13 protein-coding genes are annotated in these 14,943 nt (G+C 44.1%); 5 read left to right on the top strand and 8 right to left on the bottom strand.

Annotated elements, in window-relative coordinates; translation table 11 throughout:
• Positions 1 to 2 precede the first annotated feature (2 nt).
• The 4 genes from secD to queA all read right to left on the bottom strand — a co-directional run bounded on the left by secD (position 3) and on the right by queA (position 4,798).
• The gene (gene secD / locus CSW98_RS11450) at positions 3 to 1,859 is read right to left on the bottom strand and encodes a protein translocase subunit SecD (RefSeq protein ID WP_100800608.1); all 1,857 of its coding nucleotides are present in this window, start codon (positions 1,857 to 1,859) and stop codon (positions 3 to 5) included.
• Between the two features lie 21 nt (positions 1,860 to 1,880).
• Positions 1,881 to 2,213, bottom strand: a complete 333-nt coding sequence (gene yajC, locus CSW98_RS11455) for a preprotein translocase subunit YajC (protein ID WP_100800609.1) — start codon at positions 2,211 to 2,213, stop codon at positions 1,881 to 1,883.
• Positions 2,214 to 2,321: 108 nt separating this feature from the next.
• A complete protein-coding gene (gene tgt / locus CSW98_RS11460) occupies positions 2,322 to 3,452 on the bottom strand; it encodes a tRNA guanosine(34) transglycosylase Tgt (protein WP_100800610.1) in 1,131 nt (376 codons plus the stop codon).
• A 296-nt stretch (positions 3,453 to 3,748) separates the two neighbouring features.
• Positions 3,749 to 4,798 carry a tRNA preQ1(34) S-adenosylmethionine ribosyltransferase-isomerase QueA gene (gene queA / locus CSW98_RS11465; protein ID WP_100800611.1) on the bottom strand — a complete coding sequence of 350 codons (1,050 nt, stop codon included), beginning with the start codon at positions 4,796 to 4,798 and terminating at the stop codon, positions 3,749 to 3,751.
• Positions 4,799 to 4,988: 190 nt separating this feature from the next.
• Between queA and CSW98_RS11470 the strand changes: the two genes are divergently transcribed.
• On the top strand, positions 4,989 to 5,468 hold the full coding sequence (locus CSW98_RS11470) for a CBS domain-containing protein (RefSeq protein WP_100800612.1): 480 nt from the start codon (positions 4,989 to 4,991) through the stop codon (positions 5,466 to 5,468).
• A gap of 79 nt (positions 5,469 to 5,547) precedes the next feature.
• Here the strand turns inward: CSW98_RS11470 and CSW98_RS11475 are convergent, their stop codons facing one another.
• Positions 5,548 to 6,453 carry a hydrogen peroxide-inducible genes activator gene (locus tag CSW98_RS11475; protein ID WP_100800613.1) on the bottom strand — a complete coding sequence of 302 codons (906 nt, stop codon included), beginning with the start codon at positions 6,451 to 6,453 and terminating at the stop codon, positions 5,548 to 5,550.
• Positions 6,454 to 6,864: 411 nt separating this feature from the next.
• Here CSW98_RS11475 and CSW98_RS11480 point away from each other — a divergent pair, with 411 nt between their 5' ends.
• On the top strand, positions 6,865 to 8,553 hold the full coding sequence (locus tag CSW98_RS11480) for a sensor histidine kinase (RefSeq protein ID WP_100800614.1): 1,689 nt from the start codon (positions 6,865 to 6,867) through the stop codon (positions 8,551 to 8,553).
• Between the two features lie 9 nt (positions 8,554 to 8,562).
• Complete coding sequence (gene btsR, locus CSW98_RS11485) at positions 8,563 to 9,291, top strand: two-component system response regulator BtsR (protein WP_100800615.1); 729 nt, start codon at positions 8,563 to 8,565, stop codon at positions 9,289 to 9,291.
• 128 nt (positions 9,292 to 9,419) lie between these two features.
• Here btsR and CSW98_RS11490 read toward each other — a convergent pair whose 3' ends face one another.
• From CSW98_RS11490 to nagZ, 3 genes are all read right to left on the bottom strand, one after another.
• Positions 9,420 to 10,040 carry an LPP20 family lipoprotein gene (locus CSW98_RS11490; RefSeq protein ID WP_100800616.1) on the bottom strand — a complete coding sequence of 207 codons (621 nt, stop codon included), beginning with the start codon at positions 10,038 to 10,040 and terminating at the stop codon, positions 9,420 to 9,422.
• A 36-nt stretch (positions 10,041 to 10,076) separates the two neighbouring features.
• Entirely contained in the window at positions 10,077 to 11,477 is a 1,401-nt protein-coding gene (locus tag CSW98_RS11495; protein WP_100800617.1) for a hypothetical protein, read from the bottom strand.
• 334 nt (positions 11,478 to 11,811) lie between these two features.
• Positions 11,812 to 12,798 carry a beta-N-acetylhexosaminidase gene (gene nagZ / locus CSW98_RS11500; protein ID WP_100800618.1) on the bottom strand — a complete coding sequence of 329 codons (987 nt, stop codon included), beginning with the start codon at positions 12,796 to 12,798 and terminating at the stop codon, positions 11,812 to 11,814.
• Between the two features lie 91 nt (positions 12,799 to 12,889).
• Here nagZ and CSW98_RS11505 point away from each other — a divergent pair, with 91 nt between their 5' ends.
• Both CSW98_RS11505 and murQ read left to right on the top strand, forming a co-directional pair.
• A complete protein-coding gene (locus CSW98_RS11505; protein WP_100800619.1) occupies positions 12,890 to 14,005 on the top strand; it encodes an anhydro-N-acetylmuramic acid kinase in 1,116 nt (371 codons plus the stop codon).
• 16 nt (positions 14,006 to 14,021) lie between these two features.
• The gene (murQ, locus tag CSW98_RS11510; RefSeq protein ID WP_100800620.1) at positions 14,022 to 14,939 is read left to right on the top strand and encodes an N-acetylmuramic acid 6-phosphate etherase; all 918 of its coding nucleotides are present in this window, start codon (positions 14,022 to 14,024) and stop codon (positions 14,937 to 14,939) included.
• The last annotated feature ends 4 nt before the right edge of the window (positions 14,940 to 14,943 follow it).

Below are 14,943 nucleotides of genomic sequence, written 5' to 3' on the forward strand. Positions count from 1 at the left end.
CCTTAGATCGACAACTTGTTAATGCGCTTACCACCGTATAGCAAGTTAACCACACAACGGGTACCTACAATAGCAGTAAACATGGAGGTCAGAATACCGATTGACAAAGTCACGGCAAAACCTTTGATCGCACCGGTACCGACAGCAAACAAGATAATCGCCGTGATAAGGGTAGTAATGTTTGCATCAGCAATAGTACTGAACGCATTAGCATACCCCTGATGAATAGCCTGCTGCGGGTTACGCCCATCGCGCAATTCTTCACGAATACGTTCAAAAATCAGCACGTTGGCATCCACTGCCATACCGACTGTCAGTACAATACCGGCAATACCCGGCAAAGTCATGGTTGCTCCCGGAATCATCGACATGACACCGATAATTAAGATCAGGTTAGCAAACAGTGCCATATTGGCGATAAAACCAAATTTACGATAATAAACCAACGTAAACAGCATTACCGCCACCATACCCCAGACACAAGCCTGAATCCCCATATCGATATTCTGCTGTCCCATTGACGGACCGATAGTGCGCTCTTCCACGATAGAGATAGGAGCAATCAGCGCACCAGCACGCAGAAGTAAAGCCAGGTTATGTGCTTCCGCTGTCGAATCGATGCCGGTAATACGGAAGTTACGTCCCAAAGCAGTCTGAATCGTTGCCTGATTAATGACTTCCTCATGCTTAGATAGAATAACTTTTCCTTCCGGAGTCTTACGGCCACTATCTTTATACTCAGCAAATACCGTCGCCATCAGCTTACCGACGTTATTTTTCGAGAACGCAGACATCTTGCTGCCGCCTTCGCTGTCCAGAGAAATGTTCACCTGAGGACGACCATATTCATCGGTGCTAGAACTGGCATCAGTAATACTTTGCCCACCCAGAATAACTCGCTTCTTCAGTACAACCGGACGACCATCACGATCCTGCTTCAGCTCACTTCCTGCCGGTACACGCCCAGTTGCCGCAGCCGCCAGATCAGCTTTATCATCCACCTCACGGAATTCTAGCGTTGCAGTCGCACCTAGAATTTCTTTTGCTCGGGCAGTGTCCTGCACCCCCGGCAACTCAACCACGATACGGCTGGCTCCCTGACGCTGTACTAAAGGTTCAGCAACCCCCAGCTCATTGACCCGATTACGCAGGATAGTAATATTCTGTTCTACCGCATAGTTGCGGATTTCAGTCAGACGCGTTTCCAGAAAAGTCGCTGACAGAGCAAAACGCCCTTCTGCTTCAGATTCGACAAACGTCATATCCGGATGTTTTACCACTAAGGCTTTTCTGGCCTCAGCAAGCTGTTCTGCATTACGCAACAACACTTCCACACCCTGATTTTCATACTGACGAATCGCACGGTAACGGATCTTTGCTTCCCGCAGTTCAATGCGGAACGCTTCTTCCTGCTGCCCGATAAGCTTTTCCATCGCTGCGTCCATGTCCACTTCCATCAAAAAGTGCACACCGCCACGCAAGTCAAGACCCAGCTTCATCGGAGCCGCACCGATAGATTCAAGCCAGTCAGGGGTAGAAGGCGCAAGGTTCAGTGCAACGATAACATCCTGTCCCAGAGCTTCGCTGATAATGTCGCGGGCACTGATTTGGGTGTCGGTATCGTTAAATCGAACCAGAATAGAACCGTTTTCTAAGATAACGGATTTTCGGGAAAGGCTCTGCTTATCGAGAGCTTCGGTGACAGTATCCACTGTTGACAGATCAACTGAGGCACCGCGTGCCCCAGTAATTTGAATAGCAGGATCTTCACCGTAAAGATTAGGAAGTGCATACAGCGCACTGACAGCAATGACAAGCACGACCATCAGATACTTCCATAATGGATAACGGTTTAGCACAGCAAGAATCCTTAAGCTGTATTACAGAGATTTCAGAGTGCCTTTTGGCAGCACAGCAGTAACATAATCTTTCTTGATAACAACTTCGTTGTTGTCATTCAGAGCAATCGCAACATAATCGTTGTCATCAGAAATTTTAGTGATTCGGCCAATCAGACCACCACCGGTCAGAACTTCATCTCCTTTCGCCATAGCAGCCATCAGCGCTTTATGCTCTTTTACACGTTTGTTTTGCGGACGGTAAATCATAAAATAGAAAATAACCGCAAACATGCCCAGCATAATTAGCATTTCGAAACCACCACCCTGTGGTGCGCCATCAGCGGCGTGAGCCTGAGAAATGAAAAAACTCATCAAAAAGTCCTCTATATTAGATTAGGTGTTATTTATTACTTACTAATTGGGTTGCGTTTTTCCCTTTTCAAGGGAAAGTCCCCGCAACCCATCACATAAATCAAATTATTATTCGCTTTTTCCTAATGGCGGTACTTCGCGATCCCGACGAGCATAAAACTCTTCGACAAACAGGTCAAAACGATCTTCATCAATTGCCAGGCGAATGCTTTCCATTAAACGCTGATAATAACGCAGGTTATGAATAGTATTCAGTCTGGCACCTAAGATTTCATTACAGCGATCCAGATGATGCAGATACGACTTCGAATAATTTCTGCAAGTGTAACAGTCACAGTGCGGATCCAGAGGGCCTGTATCCGTTTTATGTTTCGCATTACGGATCTTGATCACACCACCGGTTACAAACAGATGTCCGTTTCGGGCATTTCGGGTCGGCATCACACAGTCAAACATATCGATACCACGACGAACACCTTCAACAAGATCTTCCGGTTTACCCACCCCCATCAGGTAGCGAGGCTTATCTTCCGGAAGCTGTGGACAAGTATGTTCCAAGATACGGTGCATATCTTCTTTGGGTTCCCCCACAGCCAGGCCGCCAACAGCATAGCCATCAAAACCAATACTGGTCAGGCCTTCTACTGATACATCACGCAGGTCTTCATATACGCCCCCCTGAACAATACCAAACAGCGCATTAGGATTTTCCAGCTTATTGAAATGATCACGGCTGCGTTGTGCCCAGCGTAGTGACATTTCCATCGATTTCTTTGCTTCGTCATGCGTTGCCGGATAAGGCGTACATTCGTCAAAAATCATTACAATGTCGGAACCGAGGTCATACTGGATCTCCATGGATTTTTCTGCATCCATAAAGATTTTGTCACCATTGACAGGATTACGAAAGTGTACCCCTTCTTCAGTGATCTTACGGATATCACCCAGACTGAATACCTGAAAACCACCGGAGTCAGTCAGAATCGGTCCCTGCCAGTTCATAAAATCGTGCAGGTCACCATGCAGTTTCATAATTTCCTGACCAGGACGCAGCCACAGGTGGAAGGTATTGCCCAGCAAGATCTGGGCTCCGGTTTCTTTTACTTCTTCCGGAGTCATGCCTTTAACCGTTCCGTAAGTACCTACCGGCATAAATGCAGGAGTCTGAACCGTACCACGTTCGAAAGTCAGTTGACCACGACGGGCATTACCTTGTTTTTTAAATAATTCGTATTTCACGAAGCCTCCAGTGTGCCAGAGAAACAGTCTGGCGGTTTATCTCCCGGCGAGCGAGTTTACCTCACCACCGTTTATGTTTAGATGACAATTTAGACTACAGAGCGCTTCGCTTGAGAATACAGAAAATAATCGGAATTCCTGTACTCTTTATGACACTTGCGTCCGCTTTGTCTATCAGATAATGCTTAAAAAGCTTAGATCAATAGCTTTCCACTTAGTACAAAGAAGAAACTCTCAGTTTACGCATGTAAATGAGCATTTCTGACGCAGTAATCAGCGGAAAAAAGATGCTGCTCTCAGTCTTTTTTTGTAACAAACATCGAATCGCCATAACTAAAGAAACGATATTCATAGTTTACAGCGTGCTCGTAAGCAGCCATGACATTGTCATATCCGGCAAATGCACTGACCAGCATGATCAGAGTTGATTCCGGCAGATGAAAATTCGTGATCAGACAATCCACCAACTGATATTCATAGCCCGGATAGATAAAAATCTCGGTATCGTCAAAGAAAGGCACAAGTTCTGTACCATTTTTCAGCGCACTCTGTGCTGCACTTTCCAGAGAACGTACCGATGTTGTTCCAACTGCAATTACCCGGCCACCACGAGCTTTTGTCGCCTTAACAGCGTTCACCACATCCTGCGATACTTCCACATACTCCGCATGCATGTGATGATCGTGAATATTGTCTACCCGTACCGGCTGAAATGTACCGGCACCGACATGCAGTGTGACATAAGCAAATTCAACCCCTTGAGCCTGGATTTTTTCCAGCAATTCATCATCAAAATGCAGTCCAGCTGTCGGAGCTGCAACCGCCCCCGGTTTTTCGTTATAAACCGTTTGATAGCGTTCTTTATCCGCATCTTCATCCGGACGATCGATATAAGGAGGCAGCGGCATATGGCCGATTTCTTCCAGAATTTCCAGTACGGTTTTGTCTGCCTGAAAACGAATTTCAAACAATGCATCCTGACGAGCCACCATCTCAGCAGAATATTCATCATTTTCGCCCAAAAGCAAAGCCGCTCCAGGTTTAGGCGCTTTTGATGCCCTGACATGAGCAAGAACTGACTTTTCATCCAGAACACGCTCAACCAGCACTTCAATTTTTCCGCCGGTTGCTTTTCGGCCGAACATCCGTGCAGGAATAACACGGGTATTATTGAATACCAGCAGGTCACCTTCCTGAACCAGATCCAGAACATCTTTAAAAACACGGTCAGTTACTTCACCTGTCTGACCATCAAGCTGAAGCATACGGCTGGCTGAACGCTCTGCTTTTGGATAACGGGCGATCAACTCATCCGGGAGTTCAAAGTGGAAATCGGAAACTTGCATGCGGGTGCTCTTTCTATTCTGTGACTAAAAATTTTGCAGTGCGCGAGTATACACCTAAGCCACCTTAAGATGCGAGCGCAAGCCACAGAATTTTCAAACCGAAAATAATGGCTCAGCTCTCACTTATTTACCCTAAATGACTCTATAGTTTAAACATACCATCTGTTATTCCAATAAGAAGGAGGTCAGGATGATCAAGGTTGAAGATATGATGACCCGCAACCCTCACACCCTGCTAAGGTCAAACTCTCTGGCAGATGCGAAACATCTTATGGAGGAACACGATATCCGGCATATTCCCGTCGTGGATGTTGATGGTGCGCTACTTGGGGTCGTTACCCAAAGAGACGTATTATCTGCACAGGAGTCCAGTTTGCTGGGTATTTCCGAAGAAAACTCCCATACGCTGGGTACCTCTCTGAACGATGCGATGCGCAAGAACGTAATGACGGTTGCTCCTCAGGCCGGATTAAAAGAAAGTGCCTATTATATGCAGAAGCATAAAGTCGGCTGCCTGCCTGTTGTGGCTCACCAAAAGCTGGTTGGTATTATCACCGACAGTGATTTTGTCACCATAGCGATCCATCTTCTGGAGCTACAGGAAGATGTGGAACCGGACGAAATGGAGAATGACCCGGACAATCTGGATCAGGAGTTTAACGACTATTAATGCATCATAACGAAAGTGACCTCCATATACAGCAGAGCTTCAGTATAGCCTTATGATGCTCTGCTCCTTGTATATACAGTTATAACAATTCTTCAACAACAGAAGAGAGCTGTTCAAAGGTTTCCGTCCGGGATGAGCTTGGCCTCCATACCAAACCGATATCCCGATAGGCTTTTTGCCCCGGAGGATCGGTAATCATCAGGTTCTGATTATCCAAAAGGCCGTGATCAACCGCCATCTGTGGAATAAAGGTGGTTCCCAAACCGTTTGCTACCATCTGTACCAGTGTATGCAGGCTCGTCGCTGTAAAAGGATTAATTTTCTCTTTTCTGGTCAACTGACAGGCAGAAACCGCATGCTCGGTAAGACAATGCTCATTTTCCAGCAAAAAAACGGACTCGTCAGGCAGATCATCATACTTTATCGGCACCTGAATACGTTCCGCCTGATCACGGCTAATGATCATCCGGAACGGATCCTGTCCGACAATCCGACTGTGCATGTTCCCGATATCCATCGGCAATGCGAGAATCAACACATCCATCTCCCCCTGACGCAGGGCTTGCAGTAAATTAGCCGTTGTATCTTCTCTCAGCAGCAAATTCAAACGAGGAAATCGCTTGTTCACTTCCTGAACCAGATCACACAACAAAAAGGGGGCTATCGTCGGAATGCAGCCAAGCCTGACCTCGCCTTCCATAACCTCTCCCTGACAGACTCTGGCCAGTTCAATCAGATCCTGTCCTTTTGTCAGTAATTCACGGCCATGAGACACAATTTTTTCACCCACAGGAGTAAATACCAGCGGACTTCTTTTATCTTTCTTCTCATACAGGCTACAGCCGATAAGTTCTTCCAGATTCTGGATACCTTTACTCAGAGTAGACTGACTGACAAAACAACGTTCAGCTGCATCGTTGAAATGGCGGGTTTCATGCAGGGTGATCAGGTAATGCAATTGCTTCAGGCTGGGCCATTTATTCATAGCAAATTTATCTGCCGGTAAGTTAGTTAACAGAACGTCATAACCTTATCGATTTTTTCGATTATATCAATCTATTTAATTCGCTTTTTTGCCTGCAGATATCTGTACTATAGTTTGCTTACGGAAACATGCTGGTTACAAATTCTCTGGGTTTAACTGCACTAAAACCTCCAGAAACAAGCAGACATGTGGATGACCTAGCTCAAATAAATAAAGACACAAGTAGTAATTCGCCTGCGCTCAACAGGCGGTGGTTGGACAAATTATAAAGCGATAAACGCACGCCAATCAGTTAGTAAAGTAATTTAGTTAGCCAAGTCAAAGCCCGGATGTTCGCATCCGGGCTTTCTTTATGTATTTCAGGTAAGTTCGTATAAGATAAAACCATATAAACCGACAGGACGGCATAGCATGGAATTGATCCTTTCTCTTCTGCAACAGATGAGTGTTTATCTGGTACTGGCTTATATGCTAAGTAAAACACCAGTATTTCTGCCTCTGCTCAGTATTTCTTCCCGGTTAAGTCATAAACTGGCCTGCTATATCCTTTTTTCTCTTTTCTGTGTCATGGGAACCTATTTCGGTCTGGGGATTAATGATGCCATTGCGAATACCCGGGCGATAGGAGCCGTAATGGGTGGATTGTTCGGTGGTCCGGTTGTCGGTTTTGCCGTCGGATTTACCGGAGGTATTCACCGCTACACACTGGGAGGATTCACTGATGTAGCCTGTGCCTTATCAACAACGGCTGAAGGTATCATCGGCGGACTGCTGCACAGTTATCTGCTCAAACAAAATAAAACCGAAAAGCTGTTTAATCCGGCCGTTGTCTTTTCTGTCACTCTGTTTGCCGAAGTCATTCAGATGTTGATCATACTGACCGTTGCTAAGCCCTTTACTCAGGCTTATTCTCTGGTTTCTGTTATTGCCGCCCCCATGATTATCGCCAACTCTGTCGGCGCAACACTGTTTATGAGTATTTTGCAGGACAGAAAAACCATTTTTGAAAAATATTCAGCAACCTTTTCCCGTAGAGCACTGACCATTGCTGAACGTTCTGTCGGCATTTTGAGTGATGGTTTTAACTCTACAAATGCAAAAAAAATAGCCCGTATTGTGTATGAAGAAACCAATGTGGGAGCGGTTGCTATTACTGACAGAGAAAAGATCCTTGCCTTTATCGGTATCGGTGATGATCACCATAAACCGGATACACCAATCTCATCACAATGTACTCTGAACTCTATTAATGAAAACCGCATCATCTATCTGGACGGAAAAGAAAATCCCTATCAGTGCTCTATTTCTCCACATTGCCGTCTGGCATCAGTTCTGATCATCCCACTGAAAGCCGGTGATCAGGTAGTCGGCAGCATAAAATTGTATGAGCCCAAAAGAAAACTGCTATCAACCATTAATATGTCTATGGCGGAAGGTATTGCCCAGTTGTTGTCCAGTCAGATCCTGTACGGTAATTACCAGCAACAACAAATGTTATTGTCTCAGGCTGAAATCAAACTGCTGCATGCCCAGATCAACCCGCATTTTCTGTTTAATGCCCTGAATACCATCAGTGCTGTTATCCGTAAAGATCCGGATAAGGCCAGAGAACTCATCCAACATTTGTCGCATTTTTTCCGCAGCAACCTGAAACAAAATATCGATACTGTCACACTGAAAGAAGAACTCGCACACGTTAACGCCTATCTCACAATAGAAAAAGCCCGTTTTGCCGATCGACTGGAAGTCGAAGTAGATATTGCTGAAGAAAGTATGGACAGAAACCTGCCCAGCTTCACACTTCAGCCTCTGGTTGAAAATGCAATTAAACACGGTATATCACAGCTATTAAGTGATGGTGTGATTAAAATTTACAGCCGGGCTGTAGCGCAGGGGACTGAAATTGTGGTCGAAGACAATGCAGGAACATACGAAGAAGCTGATGAAAACCACACAGGTCTGGGAATGCAAATTGTGAGCAAACGTCTGGCTAACTATTTCGGCACAAATGCAATCCTGAAAACAGAATTTAAAAAGGATCAGTTTACCCGAATGAGTTTTATTATTCCCACTCCGAATACAACACAAACAGAACATTAAAGGCTTATTATGCTGACAGCATTAATTATTGATGATGAACGCCTCGCCCGGGAGGAACTCATTGAATTATTACAGGAAACCAAAGAGTTCAACATCGTCGGTGAAGCAGGAAATGCCGTTGATGGGTTGAAAAAAATACACACCTTAAAGCCTGATGTGGTCTTTCTTGATATCCAAATGCCCCAGCTAACGGGCATTGATATGCTCGCTATGCTAGATCCGGATACTATGCCACAAGTTGTGTTTATCACGGCTTTCGACCAGTATGCCATTCAGGCTTTTGAAGACAACGCCTTTGATTATCTGCTGAAACCTATCGAACCACAACGCCTGTCAAAAACCATTTGCAGGCTGGTAAAACAGCATAAAATCTCTACGATACCGGATATCTCTGTGCTGACCCAAAATAATCTGGAACAAATCCCCTGTGCCGGACATAACCGCATTATGCTGATCCCGGCTCCGGAAGTAGAATGTGCATTCAGTGACATCAGCGGCGTACACATTCGGACTGCAACACAAACAGCCACCAGCCAGTTAACCCTGAAAACTCTGGAAGAAAAAACAGCCTTGATTCGCTGCCACCGCCAGTATCTGGTAAACCTGAAGGCCATCAAAGAGATAAAGCTATTGGAAAATGGTCTGGCTGAAATTATCAGCCAAAATAACAATACCATTCCGGTCAGCCGCCGACATTTGAAAGAATTAAAGGAAAAACTGGGGATTGTCCAACATTGAAAATATGACCTTCATTTTTCCCCTTAACCTCTCCCCCTTCCTTCGTAATACTGTATATCCGGCTTACGATTTTAAAATAAAAGAGCACAACCGATGGCATAACCCAGCAGTCGTGCTGTTAGAGCGAGCTAGTTTTTATTGCGTTCTCTTAGCTCTATGATCTTTTGTGCCATCTCTTCATGCGATTTTTCTGCCTGGAATTTCTGCCACGCGGCTTCATCATTAGCCATGCTGGTACGAATAGCATTTTGTGTTGTCGCAACAAGATGTTCTTCATCAATAGCGACCCATACATAAACTTCACCTTCAGGGCCAATAATTCGGCGAACAACACGTGAACCCATTAAAGATTCATCTGTTATGGATTGAGAAGTACTGGATGCAGCAGCATCAATTGTTTCCCTGCTTGCCACACCGCTTGTACCAAGGTAATTCTTGACCATGTTACTAATCTGGGTTCTGATATTTTGTGCAAGCTCTACGCGGGCAGCAAGTGTCGCCTGTTGCATCATGTAATTCATACCAGCATCTGATTTAGGCGCAGACCCGCGGCCTGTAACAACAAAATTATCAATAGCACCAGTACAAAAGAATTCCGGAGCTTCTGTTTTACCATCGTCAAATGTACACCAACTCTTATCTACAGATTGGTTCGTTGTTGCTTTTCCCTGTACCTCATCTGAAGTACTGCTACATGCACTTATGGCTCCAGCACAAATAAGAGCGAAAAGAGACTTGCTTACTTTCATTTTATCCACCTTATTTATTTCTTAGTTAAAAACTTATTAATTATTTTCTGTTGTAAACAATAACACTGATTCTGAATTATCTGATTCAACCTGTTTGACCTTTTTAAGTCCACGAGTCATTTTTACACCTTGCTCTATTTTATCAGAAATCACATAATAACCACTATTTGACATATAACTATAAGATGGTAAAAAACCCACAAAATCATTAGTTGATGCCATTAGCTGAATACTTTCCAATCCAAAAGGTTCCTCAACAACAAATTCACCTAGTGAAACCCATTTATTGATATCATCTGCATTTATAAATCCTATAAAATGACGATCGCCCAATGCATCGTTTAACTCGATAAGATAAGATTGCTCTATTTCTGAATTTTTAGTATGTCCTACAATATAAAAATATCCTGGACGATTCATTTTCATTAATAGTTCGACTTCCTCACCACTCTTAAATACAAGATTACGAAACCCTTTATTAGTGGCAATACTTGTTTTAAATTCACTGGAGACCGCGTATCCATTGTGAAGCAATTTATCAAAATCTGGAGCAAGAGGTGTAGTTCTATAATTTGAGTAGCTTTCTGGTAACAAACTTATGACCACCGACTGAATTGTATTGCCTTTTTTATCAGAGAGATTGTAGTTAACTCTTATCCCTGATTTGTTTTCTATATAACCACCTTCAAGAATATAGCTGGCAACGTCTCTATTATTAATCGATTTAATCTGAGTTCGAAGTTCATCTGCCAATGCAGATGCAAATGGTGTAATTTCCCGAGAATTAGCAAGAGAAACAGGTTCTATATATATTCCATTTTGTTTAAATTTTCGAGAAATAACTTTTGCTGCCACATATAAACTGGTAACAGAGTCTTCAAGTTCAATTATTTGAGAGTTTATTTGTTGAATAGTTACAGATGGTTTAATAGAACTGGTGTTTTTCTCTGAAATAAAACGAGTAACAAAACTGAGTTTTTCATATTGATCCAGTTCAGTAAGTATAGAATATAAAATATCAATTTGTGCATTTTGATCAATTAATGATAATGATAAATACTTATCATCTATATTTTTTACTTTATTCTTAATTTCAGTTTCATACAGTGGAAGTACTTTTTCCGTATCTAACAATGCAGAGCAAAGATGACTCTGTGAAGTTTTATTACATAAGTATTTTACGCCAAGAACCGGGATGTTCGTTGTGGTATTTGCCTGAAAAATAAAGTCATCAGTCCCCTTGCTGTCCTGATAAGAAGACGATTTACTTTCTACATTTACATATATGTTATTCGCTAAAGCGGCTACTGCTGCCACTCTGGCTTGTTCTACAGTGTCTCCGTAACCCTCTCCTTCAAGAATATCAGCACGCAATGAATTAGTTGCACCCACCCCACAGATAAGTATAAGAATGGAGAATATAAGACCCTTTTTCATCACATCAGTACCTTTGAATGTGCGTTATCATGCCTGAACATCAAAAAGGAACGTAAGACACTAATAAGTAATAGTAATTTTAGACAATGCATGAATTTCCTTTTTCTTGTTACCCTTAAGTACAATTAATATTATTGTGTCAATCAATATTAACTTCTGTATTGATACCGGTCATACAAATACTGAATACTTATTATTCTGCTACTTTACTATATTAGCTTTCGTTTAAAAGAACTGAAGAAAAAATTTAAAGATCAAGTAAAGTCAGAAAAGTACATAAGTATAGCTAATCATTCCGTAATTTTTCTAAAAAATATCAACAAAATATTCGTACTCACAGTTCTGCCAGTCTAGCTGCAACCTCTCTGGCATCCTTCCACGGCAAAGATATTGTTAGTTCAGATAAAGTAACATTCTTCTGCTTTATCAGACAGGCTGCCTGCGGCACTTCGGTAGCCGGCAGGTTATCCAGAACTTCGATGCTGGATGTTCGGTTATTACACAACAGCAACATATCACATCCGGCATCCAGCGACTGTTGTGCCCGCTCAGAAGGTGTCCCCATAATGCTTGCACCTTCCATATTCAGATCATCGGAAAAAACAATACCTTTAAAACCTAACGTCTGACGTAATACTTTCTGTAACCAATATGGAGAGCCACTTGCTGGACGGTCATCATAATACGGATAAATTACATGAGCAGGCATCAGGGCATCCAACATGCCAGACTCTATCTGAGCCTTAAACACCGCCATGTCTGTCGCCAGAATATCGCTGCGTTCGTCGTACGGTGTTTCAAGATGAGAATCGGCTATCACTCCGCCATGCCCGGGAAAATGTTTCCCCGTCGTTGCCATACCCATATGTTTCATACCACTCATAAAAGCAGAGCTGTAACGAACAATATCAGAGACACTTTCACCGAATGCCCGGTTACCTATCGCCTTACAGGAAAAACCTTTATCCAGTACAGGAGCAAAGCTGAGGTCGACATCATGCGCAATCAGTTCCGCAGCCATCAGCCAGCCCATTTGTTCTGCCACCTCATCACTCAGATTATTACGAACAAATACATCCATAGCCGGTAAACGGGAAAATCCATCCCGGAAACGCTGTACCCGTCCACCTTCCTGATCAACACCAATAAGCATCGGGCCTCTGGCTGCTTTGCGGATCGACTGATTCAGAGCAATCAATTGTTCACTGTCATAGTAATTACGCGAGAAATGAATCACACCTCCTACCGTAGGATGCTGCAATATTTCTTTCTCTTCGGCAGTCAGCTCATACCCTTCCAAATCAATCCAAAGTGGTCCCATTACATTCTCCGGGTGTATCTTATGAATAAGTGCAGGATATTCTGATTATTTTTGCTTTACAATGGCGAGACTAATTTTCAGGAGAACCTGTATGAGCGCAGCAGAACTTTATATCGGTGTAATGTCCGGCACCAGTATGGACGGTGTGGATACCGCACTGGTTAGTATAGATGAGCACAGCACAAAGCTAATACAGCATGATTTCTTCCCAATGCAGGATCCTCTCCGTCAGTCAGTACTGGATCTTTGCCTCAGCCAGCAAACCAGCTTGCAACAAGTTGGAGAGATTGATCATCAGCTGGGTCACCTATTTGCTGATGCCGTACTACAACTACTGGAAAAATCAGGCTACCGGGCAAATGACATAAAAGCGATAGGTTGCCACGGACAAACCGTCTACCACCTGCCACAAGGCCAGTATCCTTTTACGATGCAACTAGGAGATGCCAATATCATGGCAGTAAAAACAGGGATCACCACAATCGCTGATTTTCGCAGAAAAGATATGGCACTGGGTGGACAAGGAGCCCCGCTGGTTCCTGCCTTTCACCAGACTATTTTCCCTGCTCAGGATTCGACGGTTGTGGTACTGAATATCGGGGGGATTGCTAATATTTCAGTGATGCAGCCGGATATGCCGGTAATTGGCTATGATACCGGGCCAGGAAATATACTGCTCGATGCATGGATCCAACAAATACAGGGCAAAAAATATGATGCTGATGCCCGCTTCGCCCTGTCAGGTAAAGTTATTCCTGAACTGTTAACAAGACTGACCCAGGATCCGTTTTTTTCTCAGCCAGCCCCTAAAAGTTCCGGCCGGGAACACTTTAATCTTAACTGGTTACAGACTCATCTGAGGCATTTTCCTCAACATTTACCCGCAGAAGATATTCAGGCAACACTGGCTGAATTAACCACTCAAACTATCGTTTCTGACATTGACAAATTCTGTTCTGGATTGCACCCTGAATTGCTTGTCTGTGGAGGTGGAGCAAATAACCCATTATTAATGAATAAGTTAATAGAAAAACTTCCACAATGGACAGTAGCAAAAACCACTGAAAAAGGAGTTGATGGGGATTATATGGAAGCGATTGCCTTTGCCTGGCTTGCCCAGCGACGTGTACATCAACTCCCCAGCAATCTGCCCGAAGTAACCGGCGCAGTAAAACCTGTTTCATTGGGCGTGATCTACCCGGCATGACAAGGAATAACCACATATGACCAATGATGCATTGCTATCTGCACTTTCCCGTCTGATTTCAGAAGGACGCAACCCGGATACGATGGATATTGATCTGCTCTCTTCTCTGGAGATCGTCAGAAGGCTGAATCAGCAGGACAGACAGGTTCCGGCTGCCGTGGAAAATGTATTACCCCAGATAGCAGAAGCGGTTGATCATATTACGAATGCTTTGCGTAACAATGCCCGCCTGATCTATATGGGAGCCGGAACCAGTGGCCGGTTAGGCGTTCTGGATGCATCGGAATGCCCGCCAACATTCGGAGTCTCTGAACAGATGGTCATAGGACTGATTGCCGGAGGCAAAGAGGCCATGTTCCGGGCTCAGGAAGGAGCAGAAGATTCACCCGAACTGGGTAAGGCCGATCTGCAACAGATTCATCTGACACCAGATGACGTACTGGTCGGTATTGCAGCCAGCGGCAGGACGCCTTATGTCATAGGTGGACTTGAATACGCTAATGATATCGGAACCACTACCATCGCCCTGTCCTGCAATCCTGAGTCACCGATTGCAGAAATTGCTTCGATTGCCATCAGTCCGGTAGTCGGCCCGGAGGCTCTGACTGGCTCTACCCGTCTCAAATCAGGAACCGCTCAGAAGCTGGTGCTGAATATGCTTTCAACAGCCAGTATGATCCGTCTGGGAAAAAGTTATCAGAATCTGATGGTTGATGTAAAAGCCACCAATAAAAAACTGCTGGCCAGAGCGGTACGTATCGTGATGCAGGCTACAGACTGCGATGCATCAGAAGCAGCTCAGATACTCAAAGAAACCGGCAATGACGTTAAGCTTTCTATTTTAATGCTTCTCAGCGGATTGGATCTGTCAACAGCCCGGCTACAGCTGGAAAAACAGCAGGGCTTTCTTAGAAAAGCAGTGGAAGAAAAATAACTGC

It is taken from the genome of Vibrio sp. HA2012, assembly GCF_002812955.1.
In the GTDB taxonomy this organism is placed as follows: Bacteria; Pseudomonadota; Gammaproteobacteria; order Enterobacterales; family Vibrionaceae; genus Vibrio.